We start from the raw sequence: 18,176 nt of genomic DNA, 5'->3' as shown, positions 1-18,176 counted from the left end.
TGAGAGATCGTTTCTGCTCACACCTGGACGGGTTCTTCGCGCCTCCGACCAGTTGTGACGTTCCGTGAGTGCTGCCGGGGTGTCGACCGGGAGGCCGACGGCGAAGCCGCGGACGGCTCACCCATCCGGTGCAGGCGAACAGGGCGTAATACGACAATCATGCACAAGCTGGGTGCGGTGTCCCGTCGACCGCCCCGGAGGTTCATGTGCCACGCCTGCGCACCACGGCGGCGGTGTGCACCACCATGTCGGCCCTCGCGGCGACCTCCCTGATCACCGCCCCCTCGGTCGCCGAGCCGTTCTCGCCGGAGCCCTGCGCCCTCGAGCGCACCGAGGTGCACCACTCCGAGGGCCTGGACACCTGGAACGCGGCCTACCCGCGGCCCGCCCGCGCCCTGGACGCGGTGATGATCTTCCTGTCCTTCCCCGACTCCCAGCCGCTGACGTCGCCGGCCGAACTCACCGCCGACCACTTCCCGGCCACCAGCCGTTTCTTCCAGCAGGCCTCGTACGGCGCCTTCAACCTGCGCCCGCACCCGATGCGGAACTGGATCCCGATGCCGAGCCCGTCGACGTCGTACGCCATACGGCGCGACTGGAGCCCCGAGCACCGGGCCGCCTACCTGCGTGACGCGCTGCGGGCCGCCGACCGGCACGTCGACTTCTCCCGCTACGACGTCGTCTACTTCGTCGCGGACCCGGACGCGCCCGGCGTGGACTCCGACGCCACGAAGGTCGTCAACCTGGAGCGTCCGATGCGGGCCGACGGCACCGCCCTGCGGCGGGTCGTCACGGTCTTCGAGAACCATCCGCCGGACCGGCTGGTCCTGGCCCACGAGACGGGGCACGTCTTCGACCTGCCCGACCTCTACCACCGGCCCCTCGACGGCGAGGGCGACTGGGACACCCACGTCGGCGACTGGGACCTGATGGGCAGCCAGTTCGGACTCGCCCCGGACCTGTTCGGCTGGCACAAGTGGAAGCTGGGCTGGCTGGAACCCCGGCAGGTGACCTGCGTGCGGGGCAGCGGCCCGACCCGGCTGACCCTGGAGCCGCTGGCGGCGGGGCCGGGGGTCATGGTGACCGGCGCGGCCGGGGCGCCGGCCTTCGGTCTCGGGCGGGGGACGAAGCTGGCCGTGGTGCGCACGGGCGCGGACACCGTGCTCGCCTTCGAGGTGCGGACCCCGGTCGGCAACGACGCCTCCGCCTGCCGGGCGGGGGTGCTGGTGTACCGGGTGCACAGCGGGGCGGAGTCCGGGGGCGGGCCGATCGAGGTGATCGACGCCCATCCGGAGACCGAGTCCTGCTGGGCCGACTCGGTCTACCCACCCCTGGCCGACGCCCCGGTGGGCCTGGGCGAGAGCTTCACGGTGCCGGGCGAGGGCGTCCACGTGGCGGTGGAGGGACGCTCGGAGTCCGGGGCGTGGACCGTACAGATCACACCCGGGTGAGGGGTGCCCCGACGCGAGGAGCCGCGGAGCGCGGCGAATCCGTGCAAAAACAACGATGGCGAGGCGGTTCGCGCTTTCCGCGAACATGCCTCGCCATCGCCAACGTGCGCCGCCAGGGACTCGAACCCCGGACCCGCTGATTAAGAGTCAGCTGCTCTAACCAACTGAGCTAGCGGCGCCTGCTGACGTCGTAGACCTTAGCATCCTGGTCGGCGGAGGGAAAAATCGAAATCCGCACCGCCGAACGCGCGGCCCGCACGGCCGCCCAGAGCAGGATTTCCGGGCCCGGCAGCCACGGCATGCGGGTGTCCGGCGCCACCAGCCACCGCGAACCGGAACGGGCGGGCCCGCCCGCGGGGGCCGGCACGGTCACCGCGTCCCCGGCGCCGTGACACAGCAGCGGCGGCACCGCGCCCGTACGCCCGTCACCCCTGCCGCGGGCGCTCCACTCCTCCCATTCGAGGAGCGAGGGCAGCCGCTGGGCGGTGCCCGGCGCGGCGAACAGCAGCATCCGGCCCCGGAACTCCGCCACCGGGCCGGACCCCGGGCCGTCGTCCCACATCCGGTCCAGCATCCGGCGCCCGAAGATCGCGGGGGCGCTCACCACGTCGAAGGCGGAACCGCAGGGCAGGACGACCGGGGCCTCGGGCCGGTCCTCCCACAGCGCCAGCGTGCTGCGCGGATACGCGCTCGCCGAGGCCAGCCAGGCGGCACCGTCCGAGGTGACGTCCGAGACGTGGGGCGTGGCGTTGCGTGTGCTGCTCATGCCGCATACATCTACCGGGCGTGAGGGAGTCGCTCCGCTGGGTTGCGGGAAATGGGGACAGGACGACAGGGAAGGGAGTATCTTGCCCACCCTCCTGGCATATGCGAACGGGCTACTCCGCCGACTCGCCGCGCATCAGATCGCGTCCGAACTCCACCATCTTCTTCGCGTAGTCCTCGGTCCACTCGGCGCGCTCGGCGATGTCCGCGGCGGTGAGCCGGTCGAACCGTCGCGGGTCGGCCAGCTGGGCCGCCGCGACCGCCTGGTACTCCATCGCGCGGTCCGCCGCCGCGCGGAAGGCCTGCGTCAGCTCGGTGGCGCGCTCCAGCAGCGCCCGGGGGTCGTCGATCGACTCGAGGTCGAAGAAGTGCTCGGGATCGGCGGCCGCCTCCGCCGGCTCGAAGAGCAGGGGCGCGGGGCGTAGCCGCGGTTCGTTCCGACGCGGCGTGGGCTCCGCCATGTCTTCTCCTCCTCGTACGTCACGACGACCCTCCCCCGCACGCGGGGGCACTCCGTCGGAGTGGGCCACCGTCCATTGTCCCGCGCCCGCGCAAGAGGGCGGGGCGTGCCCGGCGCGGCGCCCGGACACACCCCGCCCTCCGGGGCGGGACCACGCGGCTCGCTAGCCCGCGTACGTCTCGAACTCGGCGACCTTCGGGGTGCCCGAGGCGCCGGTGATCTCGAAGGTGATCTTCGTCAGGGAGACCGCCGGGAAGCTGATCACGCCCGCCCCGCTGCCGGTGGCCAGCACGGCTCCGGTGCCGTGGTCGACCAGCCGGTAGGAGCGGATGGCGCCCTCGGAGCCCGCCGCCTCCCGGATGGCGACCTTGGAGACCGTGGTGGGGGACGACCACTTCACGGAGACCGAGCCGGTCGTCCCGGCCGGCGACCAGTACGTACCCAGGTCACCGTCGCGCACGTTGCCGTAGCTGGTGCCGCTCGCCTTGGACGAGCCGTCGGCGCCGGCCCCGAGGCTGAGGTTGGTGCCGTTCGGCGGGTCGGTCGGGTCCGGGGAGGGCTCGGTCGGGTCGGTCGGGTCCGGGTCGGTGGGGTCCGGGGACGGGTCGGGGTTCTGCGGCGTGCAGCTGCCGTCGGACACCTTGAGGCCCTTGTTCGCGCCCGCCGTGGCGCTCACCACGGCGGGTACGCAGGAGGCGGCGTCCAGGCCGTAGGAGTACGGGATCGAGACCGTGGTGTTGGACTTCGGGTCGGGTCCGGCCGGGTTGGTGTCCTCGCCGGGCTCGGACCAGGTCACGTTGTCGAAGATGTTGCCGCTGACCTGCCAGTAGCCGGCCTGGTCGGTGTAGAAGGTGCCGAGGACGTCCTTGGAGTCCTCGAAGTAGTTGTTGTCCACCTTGGCCTTGGCGCCGGCCCGGGAGTTGATGCCGGACTCGTTGAGGCTCACGTAGTGGTTGTTGTAGATGTGCGAGGTGCCGCCGCGCAGCAGGGGGGTGCGGGAGTCGATGTTCTCGTACTTGTTGTGGTGGAAGGTGACGTACCCGTTGGACACGTCGCTCTCGCTGGAGCCGATCAGTCCGCCGCGGCCGGAGTTGCGCAGGACGCTGTAGGACAGGGTCACGTACTGGGTGTTGTCCTTCATGTCGAAGAGGCCGTCGAAGCCCGCCGACTCGCCGCCCGAGGCCTCCAGGGTGGTGTGGTCGACCCAGACGTTGCGGACGTCGCTCTCCATGCCGATGGCGTCGCCGCCGTTGGACGTGGGCGAGCCCGACTTCTTGACGTTCCGGACCGTCACGTTCTGGATGATGATGTTGCTGGACTCCCGGATGTGGATGCCCAGCTGGTCGAAGACGGCGCCGCCGCCGACCCCGACGATGGTGACGTTGCTGATCTGCTTCAGCTCGATCTTGTCGGCCGCCGTGCTGCAACTGTCGCCCGACACCTTGCTGGTGTTGCCGTGGTTGATGGTGCCCTCGACCTCGATGGTGATCGGGGTGGCGCTGTCCGCCCGGCCGCACAGGGCCTGGTGGATCGCGGTGCCGGTGGTGGCCCGGACCGTCTGCCCGCCCGCGCCGCCGGTCGTGCCGCCGTTCTGGGTCGCGTAGCCGGTGGCGCCACCGGCCGCGGCCGCCGCCTCGGGCATGGCCAGCACCACCCCGGTCGCGGCGGCGAGGGCCAGTGTCCCCAGCGCCGCCTGGAGTCGCAGCGCGACGGGTCGTCTCATCCTCGGTCTCCCCTTCGTCTTCACATGCCGGAACGAACGAACTGTCGTGATCATGTCAATACGACAGTCGGGAAAGCGCTTTCTCGCCGTGAGAATAGGGTTCGCTCCGAGACCTGACAAGGGTTCAGGTATTTTCAGGTAGTGGAACGATAGACATGTACATGAATCGCACCGGCGTCGATGTGCACCCCGGGCGGAGCTGAGGTACGCTCAAGCTGCCTGATCACGGGGGTCAACCCCCAAAAACCGGCAGTGCGTTGGTGGTCCAAGGAAAGACGCCTCACTTCCCGTGAGGAAATGCAGGTGCAAGGCCTGCCCAGCGCTCCATGGAGAACCCCGGCCCCGCAGCAGCGGGACCGGGGTTCTCGCGTGTCACGACCCCTGACGGGAACCTCAGGCCTGCACCACCGGCTCCCGGGTGAAGAGCGCGCCCAGTTCCGGGGCGTTGACCCGGCGGTCCGCCAGGCGCAGGCCCTCCCAGATGGTGACCTGGTTCGCCGTCAGGACCGGCTTGCCCAGCTCCTTCTCCAGGGCCGGGATGTGGGCCGCCGTGTGCAGGGCGGTGTCCGGCAGGAGCACCGCCTCCGCGTCCGGGCGGTCGGCGGCGCGGGCCAGCGCCAGCACCTCCGCCTCGGTCCAGGTGCCGACCTCGGCGGCCGTGATGATGCCCGAGCCGACCACGGCGACCACCTCGATGCCGGCGGCCCCCAGGAACTCCGCGAAGAGCTGTGCCACGTCCTGCGGATAGGTCGCGCCGATCGCGACCCGCCGCGCCCCGACCTCGCGCACCGCGTGCACGAAGGCGAACGAGGTCGACGAGGCCGGCAGTCCGGCGGTCTGGGCCAGGCCGCGCACCTGTTCCTGCGCGCCCTCCCAGCCGTGCACGAAGCTGCCGCTGGTGCAGGCCCACACCACGGCGTCGGCCCCGGCCAGCCGCAGCTCCTCGACGCCGGCCGCGAGCCGCCGCGGAGAGCCCATCTCCAGCAGGGCGTCCACCCGGTGCGCGTCCTCGCCGATGTCCGTGTGCACCAGGTCCACCCGGATGTCGCTGCCCAGCAGCTGCTCGATGCGTGGATAGTCGTCCTCGCCGGAGTGGCCCGGGTACAGGAACCCCAGTGCTGTCATGTCCACCCTTCCTGCTGCTGTTCGGTGTCCGGGCCGTCCGTGACGCCCGGGATGTCCGCCACTGCGGGGCCGGCCGGTCCCGGCACCGCGGGGCCGGTGCGCGCCGACGGGTCGGTCAGCGTCTGGTACGGCCCCACGGCACAGGTACCCAGTCGGCGCAGCGCCGCCCACATCGTCACTTGGTTGGCCGAGATCACCGGGATCCGCAGCTCGGCCTCCAGCTGCGGGATGACGTCGTAGGTGGGGAGGTTCGTGCAGGAGATGAAGAGGGCGTCCGCCGCGCCCTCGCCGGGTACCGCCTGGCGCGCCATGTCGGCCACGTCGCGGTACGGCACCTTCCAGATGTGCCGGGTCAGCCCCATGAAGGCGCAGCCCGTGACCGTCACTCCGGCCTCGGCGATGTACGCCTCCAGCGACCGGGTGACCGACACGGTGTACGGCGTCACCAGCGCGAGCCGGCGCACGCCCAACTCGGCCAGCGCGTCCAGCAACGCGCCGGAGGTGGTCACGGACGGGACCGCGCCCGCCCAGGTCATCGCCTCGCACATCGCCCGTTCGCCGGCGACGCCGCCGACGAAACTGCCCGAGGTGCAGGCGTAGGCGACGACCTCGGGGGCGATGGCGTTGAGGGTGCGCACCGCCTCACCGAGGGTTTCGTGCTCGCTGACCATCCGCGCGAGGTCCAGACTGACCTCGACGGGCACGAAAGGGGTTCGCGTCATGTGCAGCGAGACCTCGTCGGGCACCCATCGCCACAGCTCGCGATCGAGTGCGAAGTCGAACGGGGCGACCACGCCGACCCCGCGTTGCGGAGCTGGTCCGCCGAGAAAGGAGATGTCCATGGCACGCACCGGCCTCACACTGAGGAAGGAGAGGGCAACGCACCGTTACGCACGGCCGTGTTGACGAAGGTAGGTTGCGGTGCGAGCGTGGTCAATCCGCCCGCGTCACTCCCAGGTCAACAGCCGGTTAACTTCCGCGTCAACACCCGAACCGCCGCAGTTTTCCCCGTACCTCCCCCGTACCGGAGACACGCCTGCCGATGAGCACGCCCACGCTTCTCGTCCTGGATGCCGAACCACTCCCCCGGCTGGGCCGGCTGACCGGCCGGGCCCGGATCGAGCACACCGACGCGAAGTCCCTCGCCGAGCGGTTGCCGCACGCCGACGTGCTGCTCGTGTGGGACTTCAGCTCGCACGCGGTGCGCGAGGCGTGGCCCGGCGACGGCCCGCGGCCGCGCTGGGTGCACACGGCGAGCGCCGGGGTGGACCATCTGATGTGTCCGGAGCTGGCCGATTCCGGGACGGTGGTGACCAACGCGCGCGGCGTCTTCGACCAGCCGATCGCCGAGTACGTCGCCGCGCTCGTCCTGGCGATGGCGAAGGACCTGCCGACGACACTGCGGTTGCAGGGTGAGCGGACCTGGCGGCACCGCGAGTCGATGCGCGTGGCCGGAACGCGTGCCTGTGTGGTCGGTTCCGGACCGATCGGGCGGGCGATCGCGCAGACGCTCAAGGCGCTCGGCATCACCACCGCGCTGGTCGGCCGCACCGCTCGCACCGGTGTGCACGGGCCGGACGAGCTGGACCGGCTGCTGGCCCGCGCCGACTGGGTGGTCGCGGCGGCGCCGCTCACCGACGACACGCGCGGCATGTTCGACGCCCGGCGGTTCGGGGTGATGCAGCCCTCCGCCCGGTTAGTGAACGTGGGGCGGGGTCAGCTGGTCGTGGAGGACGACCTGGCCGAGGCGCTGACCAGGCGCTGGATCGCGGGTGCGGCGCTGGACGTGCTGAGCCGGGAGCCGCTCTCTCCGGAGAGTCCGCTGTGGCGGGTCCCCGACCTGATCATCTCCCCGCACATGAGCGGGGACGTGGTCGGCTGGCGGGACGAACTGGGGGCGCAGTTCGTGGAATTGTTCGAGAGCTGGGCGGCGGGCCGGCCGCTGGCGAACGTGGTCGACAAGAAGCGCGGATACGTGCCCGGACACTGACGTCCCAGGAAGCGGGAGGGTGCATGACGGACCTCGACCTCACCGAGCTGACCGCAGTACAGCTCGTCGACGGTTATCGCAAGGGTGTCTTCAGCCCCGTCGAGGTGACCCGGGCGGCGCTGGACCGGGCCGAACAGATCCAGCCGGAGGTGAACGCCTTCGTCCGGCTCACCGGCGAGGAGGCGCTCGACCGGGCCCGGCGGGCGGAGGAGCGGTGGCGGCGCGGGGAGCCGTGCGGGCGCCTGGACGGGGTGCCGGTCACGGTGAAGGACATCCTGCTGACGCGCGGTCAGCCCACCCTGCGCGGCTCCCTGGCCGTCTCGCCGGACGGCCCCTGGGACGAGGACGCGCCCTCCGTCGCCCGGCTGCGCGAGCACGGCGCGGTGTTCCTCGGCAAGACGACCACGCCCGAGTACGGCTGGAAGGGCGTGACGGACTCGCCGCTGTCCGGCATCACCCGCAACCCGCACGACCCCGCCCGTACCGCGGGCGGCTCCAGCGGGGGCGCGGCGGCGGCCGTGGCGCTCGGGGCGGGGCCGCTGGCGCTCGGCACGGACGGCGGCGGGAGCGTGCGCATCCCGGCCTCCTTCTGCGGCGTCTTCGGCCTGAAACCGACGTACGGGCGGGTGCCGCTCTACCCGGCGAGCGCGTTCGGCACCCTCGCGCACGTCGGCCCGATCACCAGGGACGCGGCGGACGCGGCGCTGCTGCTGGACGTCATCGGCGCCCCCGACGCGCGGGACTGGTCGGCGCTGGGGCCGGCGCCCGGGTCGTACACCGAGGCCCTGGCCGGCGGGGTGCGGGGGCTGCGGGTGGCGTACTCGCCCTCGCTCGGCGGGCAGGTGGCGGTGCGCCCGGCGGTGGCGACGGCCGTCCGGCGCGGGGTGCAGCGGCTGGCGGAACTGGGCGCGTTCGTCGCGGAGGTGGACCCCGACTTCTCGGACCCGGTGGAGGCCTTCCACACGCTGTGGTTCAGCGGGGCGGCCCGCGTGGTGCAGCATCTGCGGGCGGGTCAGCGGGAGCTGCTCGACCCGGGGCTGCGGGAGATCGTCGGGGCGGGCGCCCGGTACTCGGCGCTGGAGTACCTGGCCGCGGTGGACGTCCGGATGGAGCTGGGCCGCCGGATGGGCCGCTTCCACGAGGAGTACGACCTGCTGGTCACGCCGACGCTGCCGATCACGGCGTTCGAGGCGGGCGCGGAGGTGCCGAAGGGTTCCGGCCACCGACGCTGGACGGGGTGGACCCCCTTCACGTACCCCTTCAACCTCACCCAGCAGCCGGCGGCATCGGTCCCGGCGGGCACCGACGCGGACGGCCTCCCCATCGGCCTCCAACTGATCGCCGCCCGCCACCGCGACGACCTGGTCCTCCGCGCGGCCCACGCGTTGCAGGGGGCGGACCCGGCGTAGTCCCGTCCGGGGGAATCCCGGGTGGGGGGGTGGGCCCGGGCCGGGGTGATTCCAGCCCGGCTCCGTCCATGCCCGGCGCCGTCCAGGCACGACGCACCCCAGGCACGACGCACCCCAGGCCCGGCGCACCCCAGGCCCGGCGCATCCCAGGCCCGGCGCATCCCGGGCCCGGCAGGCAGCGGCGGACCGGCATGAGGGGCGCCCACCCCGAGCGGGGCCCACCCCGCGCGGGGCCCGGCCTGAGGGGAACCCCGACCCCCGCAACGCGTGGCACCCGCTCGACCCGGGCCACCACGCACCGCCCGTCGAGGGCCGCGACCGGCCGGCCCGGCGCAACCCAGGCCCGGCGCATCCCAGGCCCCGCAGGCAGCGGCGGACCGGCACGAGCGGCGCCGAGCCCGAGCGGGACCCGGCCTGAGGGGAACCCCGGCCCCGGCAACGCGTGGCACCCGCTCGACCCCGGCCACCACGCCCCGCCCGTCGAGGGCCGAGGCCGGCCGGCCCGGCAGGGGGCGTCGGCACGCCCGCACGGCCCCCGCCCACGCCATGACACAACGCCCCACGAAGACACGGCATCCCGCCCGACGGCAGAACCACGCCGCAGGCGAGATGACCGACACCGCGAGGGGGCAGGGTCCCTTGGCGGTAGGCCGGGCCGCCCAGCCGGGGGCCCGGGCCGCCCAGCCGGGAGGCCGAGACACCCAGCCGGGGGGCAGGGGCCCCGGCGGGAGACCGGGCCCCGCCGGGGCAGGGGCACCCAGCCGGGGGGCCTCCAGGGCACCCCGCGACGGGCCCCGCCCTCCCCGCCCCACCGCCGGAGGCTACGCGCGGCGGAAGCTGAGGGTCTCCCCCGCCGCCCCCGTGCGCCACAGGTCGTTGCAGGCCTCGGCCATCGCGGGCAGGCCCTCGACGATCTGGCCCCAGACGGTGCCGGGGACCCAGCCGACGTCGGCGTTGAGCAGGAGGTTGTTGCGCTCGTAGAACAGGGCGAGGTCGACGAGGGTGGTGCCCGCGCGGACCTCCCGGTCGTAGCCGTACGCCTTGGTGCCCAGTTCGGCGCCGGCGAAGGCGAAGTAGCACAGGTCGCCCGGAATGGGCGTTACCGTCGGATTCTCCAGTGGTGGCTCGGATGTCGCGAAGGGCGGGAAGAGGGCGTAGATCTCGTTACGCGCGTATTTGGCGTGATACACGTCGCTGCCGAGAGGGAGGGCGTCCCAGACGGCCTTGCAGGTGATCGGGGCCCGGTCGTCGAGCAGTTGGGCCGTGCAGGTGATTCCGCGCTTGACCAGCGAGACTTCGATGTAGCGATCAGCCATGCCTCCATGGCAGTGCCCCGCGGCCCCGCGGTCAAGGGCGCGGGGCCGAGGTATCGGACTGAAAACGGTCGGCATAACCCATCACGCTTCGGGTAGCTGCGCGCCCATGGCTCCACCACACAGAACCCCGCCATGGGGTATATCCGACCAAAGGTCCAGGACAGCCGGGCCCACACGCCGGTCGCTGCTCGCGGGGGTCGCGGCGCTCGGCGCACTGGGAGCGGCCGGCTGCTCGCGGGTGGCCACCGCGTCCGACGTGGAAGGCGGTGACCTTCTCGACCGGCTCAGGGCACAGGGCGTCGCCCGGCTCGGCATCGCGGGCGAGATCCCCTTCGGCTACATCGACAAGAACGGTGAGCTGACCGGCGAGGCACCGGAGCTGGCCAAGGTCATCTTCAAGCGCCTCGGAGTGGACCGGGTGCAGCCGGTGCCGACGGAGTTCGGCTCGCTCATCCCGGGGCTGGCGTCGCAGCAGTTCGACGTCGTGGCGGCCGGGATGTACATCAACCCCGAACGCTGCCAGCAGGTCATCTTCTCCGACCCCGACTACCAGATGCTCGACGCGTACATCGTGCGCAAGGGCAACCCGCTCGGGCTGCGCGACTACAAGGACGTCGTCGAGAAGAAGGCCAAGTTCGCGACCGGCACCGGCTACGCCGAGATCGCCTACGCGGTGGAGCACGGGTACAAGGAGGACGACATCCTGATCGTCCCCGACCAGGTGGCCGGCCTCAACGCCGTCGAGTCCGGGCGCGTGGACGTCTTCGCGGGAACGGCGCTGACCGTCCGCGAGGTGGTCAAGAAGTCCAGCAAGGCGGAGGCGACCGAGGCGTTCGCGCCCCTGGTCGACGGCAAGCCGCACGTCGACGGCGGCGGTTTCGCCTTCCGCCCGGACGAGACGAACCTGCGGGACGCCTTCAACGTCGAACTGCAGAAGCTCAAGAAGAGCGGCGAACTGCTGCGCATCCTCAAGCCCTTCGGTTTCACCGAGAACGAGATGACCGATCTGACCGCGAAGGAGCTGTGCGGCGGATGACCTCGGGACTGTGGGAACTCGTACTCCAGGGCGTCTGGGTCACCATCCAGCTGCTCTTCTTCAGCACCCTGCTGGCGACGGCCGTCTCCTTCGTGGTCGGCATCGCGCGCACCCACCGGCTGTGGGTCGTCCGCTTCCTCGCGGGCTTCTACACCGAGGTGTTCCGCGGCACCTCCGCGCTGGTGATGATCTTCTGGGTGTTCTTCGTGCTGCCCCCGGCCTTCGGCTGGCAGCTGGTGCCGATGTGGGCGGGCACGCTGGCGCTCGGCCTGACCTACGGGGCGTACGGCTCCGAGATCGTGCGCGGCTCGCTCGCCGCGGTCGACCCGGCGCAGCGGGAGGGCGGCATCGCGCTGAGCTTCACTCCCTGGCAGCGGATGAGGCTGATCCTGCTGCCGCAGGCCGTGCCGGAGATGATCCCCCCGTTCTCCAACCTGCTGATCGAGCTGCTCAAGGGCACCGCCCTGGTCTCGATCATGGGCATGGGAGACCTGGCGTTCAGCGGCAACCTGGTGCGGCTGGCGCTCCAGGAGAGCGCGGAGATCTACACGTACATCCTGCTGATCTACTTCGTGATCGCCTTCCTGCTCACGCGCGTGATGCGCGGCCTGGAGAAGAAGCTCAAGGCGGGTGTCGGCAAGGCACCGCGGAAGAAGACGGTGGCCGTGCCCGTGCCTGAGGGAAGTGGTGTGTCGTGAACTGGGACTGGAGCGCGGTCTCCGACTTCATGCCGCACTTCTGGGACGGTCTGCTGGTCACCCTGCAGATCCTGGTCCTCGGCTCGCTGGTCTCGTTCGGCCTGGGCCTGGTGTGGGCGCTGCTGATGCGGGTGCCGAGCCGCTGGGTGACCTGGCCGATCGGGGTGGTCACCGAGTTCATCCGGAACACTCCGCTGCTGGTGCAGCTGTTCTTCCTCTTCTACGTGCTGCCCGAGTGGAACATCACCTTCTCGGCGCTCACCACCGGTGTGGTCGCCATCGGCCTGCACTACTCGACGTACACGATGCAGGTCTACCGGGCCGGCATCGAGGCGGTGCCGGTCGGCCAGTGGGAGGCCGCGACGGCGCTCAACCTGCCGCTCGCGCGGACGTGGACGGCGGTCATCCTGCCGCAGGCCATCCGCCGCGTGGTGCCCGCCCTCGGCAACTACGTGATCTCCATGCTCAAGGACACGCCGCTGCTGATGGCGATCACGGTGCTGGAGATGCTCGGCGAGGCCCGGCTGTTCTCGCAGCAGAACTTCCAGTTCACCGAGCCCCTGACGGTGATCGGTGTGGCCTTCATCATCATCTCCTACCTGGCCTCCCTTGCCCTGCGAGCCCTGGAGCGACGCCTTGTCCACTGACACTCTCCCCAACCCCGAGAAGAGCCCCGACCGAGGCGGCTCCGAGCTGATCCGCCTGGAGCGGGTCACCAAGCGGTTCGGGGACAACACCGTCCTCGACAACCTCGACTTCGCCGTGGACGCGGGCAAGCACGTCACCCTGATCGGGCCGTCCGGCTCGGGCAAGACGACGATCCTGCGGCTGCTGATGACGCTGCTCAAGCCCGACGAGGGCACGATCACCGTGGACGGGCAGAAGCTGTTCCCGGCGACCGAGAAGGAGCGTCGGGAGGTGCGCAAGCAGATCGGGATGGTGTTCCAGCAGTTCAACCTGTTCCCGAACATGACGGTGCTGCGCAACATCACCGAGGCGCCGGTCACCGTGCTCGGCCTGTCCAAGGACGAGGCCGTGGAGCGGGCCAAGGAGCTGCTCGACATGGTGGGCCTCGGCGACAAGTGCGACGCCCACCCGGCCCAGCTCTCCGGCGGTCAGCAGCAGCGGGTGGCGATCGCCCGGGCGCTGGCGATGCGGCCGAAGGTGCTGCTCCTCGACGAGGTGACCTCGGCGCTCGACCCCGAGCTGGTCGCGGGCGTCCTCGACCTGCTCCGGGACATCGCCCGCAGCACGGACATCACCATGCTGTGCGTCACCCACGAGATGAACTTCGCCCGGGACATCTCGGACCAGGTGCTGATGTTCGACTCGGGCCGGGTCATAGAGGCCGGCCCGCCCGAGAAGATCTTCAGCGAGCCGGAGCACGACCGGACGCGGGAGTTTCTCAGCGCGGTCCTGTAATTGCACGGGGCGCCTGCCCCAACGTCCGAGGTCGGGGCGTTGGGGCAGGCCACCGGCATGTGCCAGAGGGCCTGCGCCGCAGATGAGGGCCCCGGAATCCGGTCAACAAGCCCTCACGAGAGGCTTCTTGGCGGCTATCGTGAAAGCCGGGATGCACCAGCGAGCGCAGGGGGAGACCACCGTGGCGCTGCAGCACAGGCCGACCGCGCCGCACCACTCGGCCCAGGACGCCCTGCGCGTCCTGGAGACGGTGACGCGGCACAGCTCCGGAGTCACCGCCGCCGAACTGGGCCGCGGCTCCGGTCTCGACCAGGAGCGGCTGACCGCGCTCCTGCGCATGCTGCGCCGCGAGGGCTACGTCGAGCAGACCGCCGACGGCGCGTACGTCAGCGGTGAGGCCCTGGCCCGCCTGGGCTCGGCCGACGGACGCGAGCAGGCGGTGCGGGACAAGCTCCAGCGCACCCTGGACCGGCTGCGCGACTCGGTGGGCGCCGCCGTCTACATCAGCCGGTACGTCGACGGCGAGGTCAGCGTCACCCAGTACGCCGACAGCCCGGCCACGCCCAAGGTCAACGAGTGGGTGGACTTCCGGGTCTCGGCGCACGCCACCGCGGTCGGCAAGAGCCTCCTGACCCAGCTGGACCACGCGGGCCGCCGCGACCATCTGGCCCGGCACAGGATGGCCCGGCTGACCTCGCGCACCATCACCAGCGACGCGCTCCTGATGTCACGGCTGGAGTCCCAGCCGCCCACCGTGCCGGTCCTCGACCTCCAGGAGTACGCGGTGGGCACGGTCTGCGCGGCCGTCCCGATCACGGCCGGCTCCTCCGTGGGCTGTCTGGCCCTGTCGCTCCCGGTGGAGCAGGCGCACCGGCTGCGCGAGGCGGCGGACGAGCTGAACCGGAACGCGGCGCCGGTGCTGCTGTCGCTGACGATCTAGCGCGGCCCCGGTGGCCGGGGGTGGTCGGGAGCACCCCCAGGGACCGGGTAGTATTTTCGTCGTCGCCGACCGCGTGAAGCGGACGGCGGGAGTCATGCGCCGCTAGCTCAGTTGGTTAGAGCAGCTGACTCTTAATCAGCGGGTCCGGGGTTCGAGTCCCTGGCGGCGCACAGCACAAGATCCCCCTCGCTCCGGCGAGGGGGATCTTGCTCGTTCGCGCCCGATCAGAAGGTGACGTCCGAGCACGCGTAGAACGCGTTGCCCGTGTCGGCGATCGTCCAGACCGCGACGATCACGTGGCGTCCGCTCAGCCCGGACGGCACGGTGCCGGTGTGGGAGAGCGTGGCCGGGGGCTGCTGGTTGTTGTAGGGCACCGTGAAGAACGGTGTCAGGTTGAGGTCGGACCGGGCCAGGTTGTGGTTCTGGTTCCAGCCCGGCTTGGTGACGTAGTACTTGAAGTCGGTCGTGGCGTGCCGGGCGGTGAACTGCCAGCGGAAGGTGTAGCTCTGCCCGCCGTTCACCTTGGTGGCGGGCCACGCCTGGCCGTTGGGCTGCTTGGGGCTGTCCAGCGGGGCGAACGAGCCGACCCCCGCGGAACAGATCTTCCCGTCGGCCGGCCCGGCCGCCGGGAAGCCCTTGGGGCCCTCGACGCTCTGCGGCTCCCACTGGATGGAGCCGCACCCGCTGACGGTGCCGTTCTGGCACACCTTCTGCCGGCTGACGGGCAGGTCGGTGTAGCCGTGACCGGTGGCGCCGCCGGACGAGAGCACGAGGGCTCCGGTGGTCGCCATACCCACCGCGGCGGCGTAGATCTTGGTCCTTGTGCGCATACTGCTGCTCCCTGTGACGTGTGGGGAAGTTCAGTGAGCCGTGCAGGTCTAGACCAAGTCTCAGATTATTGCCGTTAGTTGAACATGTCCATACCAATAGCGGAACCCGCCCGCCGCTCAGTGCCCGGTGTCCCCGCGCCCCGCGCAGAACGCCACCGTCAGGTCCTTGACCAGCATCTTGCGCTCGTAGTCGTCCAGTTCCACCAGCCCCCGCACGGTCAGCCGGGTCACCGTGTCCTCCACCGAGTCCACGACCGAGGTCAGCACGCTGGCCCGCTGGGCCGCGTCCAGCGCGGCGATCCGGCGCCGGTGCATCGCGGCGGCGACCTCCGGGGCGTACTCCACCCGGACCGGCCGCACCGAGAACACCTCCAGACCGACCGGCGCCGCGTCCGCCGCGACCAGCCGGGTCAGCGTGTCGCCGGCCACGTCGGCCGCGCTGCGGACCGTGCCCAGCGGCTCCACCGGGACCCGGGCCAGCGCGGCCTCGACGCACTCGCGCAGATACGTCTCGTGGTCCTCGACGCCCAGCGTGGCCTTCGCGGTGTCCCGCACCCGCCACACCACCAGCGTCACCGCCCTCAGCGCGACCCCGTTGCCGTCGGCCGCGGGCATCGGCTCGCTGCGCCAGTGCCGCAGCCGCACGTCGACCCGGCGGCGCAGCAGCAGCGGGTTCACCCACATCAGGCCGGTGCGCCGGACGGTCCCCCGGTAGCGGCCGAACAGTCCGAGCACCCAGGCCCGTCCGGTCCGGCCCCGGGCCAGCCCGCCGAACCCGAACATCCCGAGCGCCCCCGCGGCCGCGTACGCCGCCCACTGCGCGGGCCCGAGCCCGGCACCGGCGTACGCCGGCAGCCCCAGCGCCTGCGCCGCGAGCGGCGGTACGAGCCCGGCCCACCAGGAGGTGACCGCGCACCCGGCCGCCCCGCAGAACCCGGCGGCCACCCCCGCCGCGCCGGGCAGCACCCGCGCCGGACGCTCGGTCAGCTCCGGGTCGACCTGCGGTACCGGACGCGGTCGCGCCGCCTCGGGCCGCCGCGTCCGGGGCTGCTCGCCGGTGCCCTGCCGACGGCCCACGACCGCGGGCCGCAACGGCACCGGCGCCGGATCGGGGTCGTCGCGGAACAGCAGGTGGACGGGGATCTCGGTGGTGGCCTCGGTCCGGATCAGCCGGGCGGGCCGGTGGCCGGTCTCCGCGGCCGGCGAGGGACCGTCGGCGGCCGGGGCCGTGCCCTGCGGGTTCGTTGACGATGTCGTACTCATGCGTGCTCCAGCCTCCGCGCCAGACGCCTCATGAACGGGTGATCACCTCGGGGCGGGCGGTCAGGAGAAGAGCCGCCGCCAGGTCTCCGGGCCCGGATAGCCGTCCGCCGCGCCACCGCGCCAGCCCTGGGTGCGCTGGAAGGCCTGGACGGCCCGCCGGTCCGCCTCGCTCCAGCGCGGACCCGGTCCGGTCGTGTAGTACCTGCCGAACCCCTTCCGCACGAGCTGCCCGCCGAGCCGGGTGACGTACGGGTTCTCCGCACCCGGCCGGAACATCGCCCGGCCCGGGTAGCCGGCCACCCCGTGCGAGGCGGGGCCCGTGGCCGCGGCCGGGACGTCCTTGCCGCGGCCCTCGGCCAGCAGCCGCCAGGTACCCGGACCCGGCAGTCCGTCGGCCTCCCGGCCGCGCCAGCCCTGGGCCAGCTGGAACGCCTCGGTCGCCCTGCGGTCCGCCTCCGACCAGCGGGGACCGGGCCCGGAGGAGTAGAAGCGTCCGGCGCCGCGCGCGGTGAGCATCCGGCCCAGCTCGGTGACGTGCCGGTTGTTGGCGCCGGGCCCGAAGGACGACGCCCCCGGGTAGCGGGAGGCCGCGGCCGGCGCCCCGCCCGCCGTGCTCACCGGGCTCGCCGCGACGCCCTTGTAGCGGTAGGGCAGGTACTTCGCGGAATTGCTCCAGTAGGCGTAGGGCGTCGCGAGCTTCCGGGCGTTGGGCGGGGTCTGCTCGTAGGCCGTGTAGGCGGTGCGCGTGCCGTCCGTCCAGCCGCCGAAGATCACCACATGGGAGCCTTTCTGGGGGTCGGACGCGTTGTGGAAGAGCAGAATGTCGCCGGGCTGGAGTTCGCTCTTGGTGATCCGGTCGGCGACGGTGCCGAGGCTTCCGGTCCATTCGTTCGTCGGCAGTTTCCAGGCCATCGAGACATAGCCCGAGCAGTCCTGCCGGTATCCGTCGGACCAGTAGGCGGTCATGCTGTACGGCACCTTCGCGGTGACCCAGGTCTTGGCCCGGTTGATGATCTCCGTACGGCTGATGGTGGCCAGCTGCGTGCCGGGCGCGGGCGCGGGCCGGCCCGCCGGACCGTGCAGCGGGGCCCTGCCGCCCTGCGGGGTGTCCGGCTCCTCATCTGCGGGGACGCCCGGTCGCAGGGGTGCGTGGGCGGCGGCCGGGAGCGCGGCGGCTCCGCTCGCCCCCACTGCGGCGGCGGTGGCGGTGGCCACGATCAGCGTGCGCCGGCCCGTCGGGGAATGCGGCGGGACGCGCGTCCGGTGCCGGCAACCGGGGCAGTCGCAGTCGCTCGCGGCGTCGAATTCCTCGAATACGGGAGTCTCCATGCGATTCCCCTCACACTCCCGATCGAAATGTCCGCGGCGGTGCACTTCGGTACATGTCCGTCAGTTTCTCAACTGGTCTCCTCATTCGCATGTTGACGGTCCGAATGATGTAACGGGTCCCCTCGGGGCGGACTCCCGGGTGGTCCGGAGCACCGTCCGGCATCGGGTAGAGTTGTGCAGGTCAGCAGGCGCCGCTAGCTCAGTTGGTTAGAGCAGCTGACTCTTAATCAGCGGGTCCGGGGTTCGAGTCCCTGGCGGCGCACAGACGGCCGAAGGCCCCTCGTATCACACGGGGGGCCTTCGGCATATCCGGGTTCCGAACGCCTTGCGATCATGACGATCACCGTAGAAACCTGGTCCGGTTCGGGGGGCCGGACGCCGAGGGGCGTCATGCAACCGGGGGCTCTCGTTCCATGTCT

17 protein-coding genes and 3 tRNA genes are annotated in these 18,176 nt (G+C 71.8%); 10 read left to right on the top strand and 10 right to left on the bottom strand.

Going from position 1 to position 18,176, the window contains the following annotated elements; all coding sequences use genetic code 11:
- Nucleotides 1-245: 245 nt before the first annotated feature.
- Nucleotides 246-1,451 carry a M6 family metalloprotease domain-containing protein gene (locus ACGF3J_RS00980; protein ID WP_161332557.1) on the top strand — a complete coding sequence of 402 codons (1,206 nt, stop codon included), beginning with the start codon at nt 246-248 and terminating at the stop codon, nt 1,449-1,451.
- 105 nt (nt 1,452-1,556) lie between these two features.
- Here ACGF3J_RS00980 and ACGF3J_RS00975 read toward each other — a convergent pair.
- From ACGF3J_RS00975 to ACGF3J_RS00950, 6 genes are all read right to left on the bottom strand, one after another.
- Nucleotides 1,557-1,630: transfer RNA gene (locus ACGF3J_RS00975), tRNA-Lys, on the bottom strand.
- Entirely contained in the window at nt 1,621-2,217 is a 597-nt protein-coding gene (locus ACGF3J_RS00970) for a bifunctional DNA primase/polymerase (RefSeq protein ID WP_161332548.1), read from the bottom strand. Before ACGF3J_RS00970 ends, ACGF3J_RS00975 begins: the two co-directional genes overlap by 10 nt.
- Before the next feature lie 112 nt (nt 2,218-2,329).
- Nucleotides 2,330-2,677, bottom strand: coding sequence for a hypothetical protein (locus ACGF3J_RS00965; protein ID WP_161332549.1), 348 nt, complete (start codon nt 2,675-2,677; stop codon nt 2,330-2,332).
- A 162-nt stretch (nt 2,678-2,839) separates the two neighbouring features.
- Nucleotides 2,840-4,399: a polysaccharide lyase family 1 protein gene (locus ACGF3J_RS00960; protein WP_393853321.1), complete on the bottom strand. Its 1,560-nt coding sequence runs from the start codon at nt 4,397-4,399 to the stop codon at nt 2,840-2,842.
- Between the two features lie 393 nt (nt 4,400-4,792).
- Entirely contained in the window at nt 4,793-5,524 is a 732-nt protein-coding gene (locus ACGF3J_RS00955) for an aspartate/glutamate racemase family protein (RefSeq protein ID WP_161332551.1), read from the bottom strand.
- Nucleotides 5,521-6,366, bottom strand: a complete 846-nt coding sequence (locus ACGF3J_RS00950) for a decarboxylase (protein WP_393853320.1) — start codon at nt 6,364-6,366, stop codon at nt 5,521-5,523. Before ACGF3J_RS00950 ends, ACGF3J_RS00955 begins: the two co-directional genes overlap by 4 nt.
- A gap of 200 nt (nt 6,367-6,566) precedes the next feature.
- Here ACGF3J_RS00950 and ACGF3J_RS00945 point away from each other — a divergent pair, with 200 nt between their 5' ends.
- Both ACGF3J_RS00945 and ACGF3J_RS00940 read left to right on the top strand, forming a co-directional pair.
- Nucleotides 6,567-7,514: a D-2-hydroxyacid dehydrogenase gene (locus ACGF3J_RS00945; RefSeq protein WP_161332553.1), complete on the top strand. Its 948-nt coding sequence runs from the start codon at nt 6,567-6,569 to the stop codon at nt 7,512-7,514.
- Between the two features lie 23 nt (nt 7,515-7,537).
- Nucleotides 7,538-8,923: an amidase gene (locus ACGF3J_RS00940; RefSeq protein WP_161332554.1), complete on the top strand. Its 1,386-nt coding sequence runs from the start codon at nt 7,538-7,540 to the stop codon at nt 8,921-8,923.
- Nucleotides 8,924-9,744: 821 nt separating this feature from the next.
- On the opposite strand, the gene ACGF3J_RS00935 is transcribed toward ACGF3J_RS00940, so the two are convergent.
- Nucleotides 9,745-10,239 (bottom strand): DUF3830 family protein, encoded by a 495-nt coding sequence (locus tag ACGF3J_RS00935; RefSeq protein WP_122619917.1) that lies wholly within the window; start codon nt 10,237-10,239, stop codon nt 9,745-9,747.
- A 106-nt stretch (nt 10,240-10,345) separates the two neighbouring features.
- Between ACGF3J_RS00935 and ehuB the strand changes: the two genes are divergently transcribed.
- From ehuB to ACGF3J_RS00905, 6 genes are all read left to right on the top strand, one after another.
- Nucleotides 10,346-11,275 carry an ectoine/hydroxyectoine ABC transporter substrate-binding protein EhuB gene (gene ehuB / locus ACGF3J_RS00930; RefSeq protein ID WP_202558750.1) on the top strand — a complete coding sequence of 310 codons (930 nt, stop codon included), beginning with the start codon at nt 10,346-10,348 and terminating at the stop codon, nt 11,273-11,275.
- On the top strand, nt 11,272-11,973 hold the full coding sequence (gene ehuC / locus ACGF3J_RS00925) for an ectoine/hydroxyectoine ABC transporter permease subunit EhuC (RefSeq protein WP_161331219.1): 702 nt from the start codon (nt 11,272-11,274) through the stop codon (nt 11,971-11,973). The genes ehuB and ehuC overlap by 4 nt, the downstream gene beginning before the upstream one ends.
- Nucleotides 11,970-12,620, top strand: coding sequence for an ectoine/hydroxyectoine ABC transporter permease subunit EhuD (gene ehuD, locus ACGF3J_RS00920; protein WP_161331220.1), 651 nt, complete (start codon nt 11,970-11,972; stop codon nt 12,618-12,620). Before ehuC ends, ehuD begins: the two co-directional genes overlap by 4 nt.
- On the top strand, nt 12,610-13,395 hold the full coding sequence (ehuA, locus tag ACGF3J_RS00915) for an ectoine/hydroxyectoine ABC transporter ATP-binding protein EhuA (RefSeq protein ID WP_393853319.1): 786 nt from the start codon (nt 12,610-12,612) through the stop codon (nt 13,393-13,395). The genes ehuD and ehuA overlap by 11 nt, the downstream gene beginning before the upstream one ends.
- 181 nt (nt 13,396-13,576) lie before the next feature.
- Complete coding sequence (locus tag ACGF3J_RS00910; protein ID WP_161331222.1) at nt 13,577-14,335, top strand: IclR family transcriptional regulator C-terminal domain-containing protein; 759 nt, start codon at nt 13,577-13,579, stop codon at nt 14,333-14,335.
- Nucleotides 14,336-14,431: 96 nt separating this feature from the next.
- Nucleotides 14,432-14,505, top strand: a tRNA-Lys gene (locus tag ACGF3J_RS00905).
- A gap of 54 nt (nt 14,506-14,559) precedes the next feature.
- On the opposite strand, the gene ACGF3J_RS00900 is transcribed toward ACGF3J_RS00905, so the two are convergent.
- From ACGF3J_RS00900 to ACGF3J_RS00890, 3 genes are all read right to left on the bottom strand, one after another.
- Nucleotides 14,560-15,165, bottom strand: coding sequence for a lytic polysaccharide monooxygenase (locus tag ACGF3J_RS00900; protein WP_161331223.1), 606 nt, complete (start codon nt 15,163-15,165; stop codon nt 14,560-14,562).
- Between the two features lie 117 nt (nt 15,166-15,282).
- Nucleotides 15,283-16,428 (bottom strand): SPFH domain-containing protein, encoded by a 1,146-nt coding sequence (locus ACGF3J_RS00895; RefSeq protein WP_161331224.1) that lies wholly within the window; start codon nt 16,426-16,428, stop codon nt 15,283-15,285.
- 60 nt (nt 16,429-16,488) lie between these two features.
- Nucleotides 16,489-17,757 carry a peptidoglycan-binding protein gene (locus tag ACGF3J_RS00890; RefSeq protein WP_161331225.1) on the bottom strand — a complete coding sequence of 423 codons (1,269 nt, stop codon included), beginning with the start codon at nt 17,755-17,757 and terminating at the stop codon, nt 16,489-16,491.
- 188 nt (nt 17,758-17,945) lie between these two features.
- Between ACGF3J_RS00890 and ACGF3J_RS00885 the strand changes: the two genes are divergently transcribed.
- Nucleotides 17,946-18,019, top strand: a tRNA-Lys gene (locus ACGF3J_RS00885).
- Nucleotides 18,020-18,176 lie beyond the last annotated feature (157 nt).

The sequence above is a fragment of the Streptomyces sp. NPDC048171 genome (assembly GCF_043202655.1).
GTDB lineage: Bacteria > Actinomycetota > Actinomycetes > Streptomycetales > Streptomycetaceae > Streptomyces.
The sequence above is the reverse complement of the archived record's forward strand: the minus strand, read 5'-3'. Positions and strand labels throughout refer to the sequence as shown.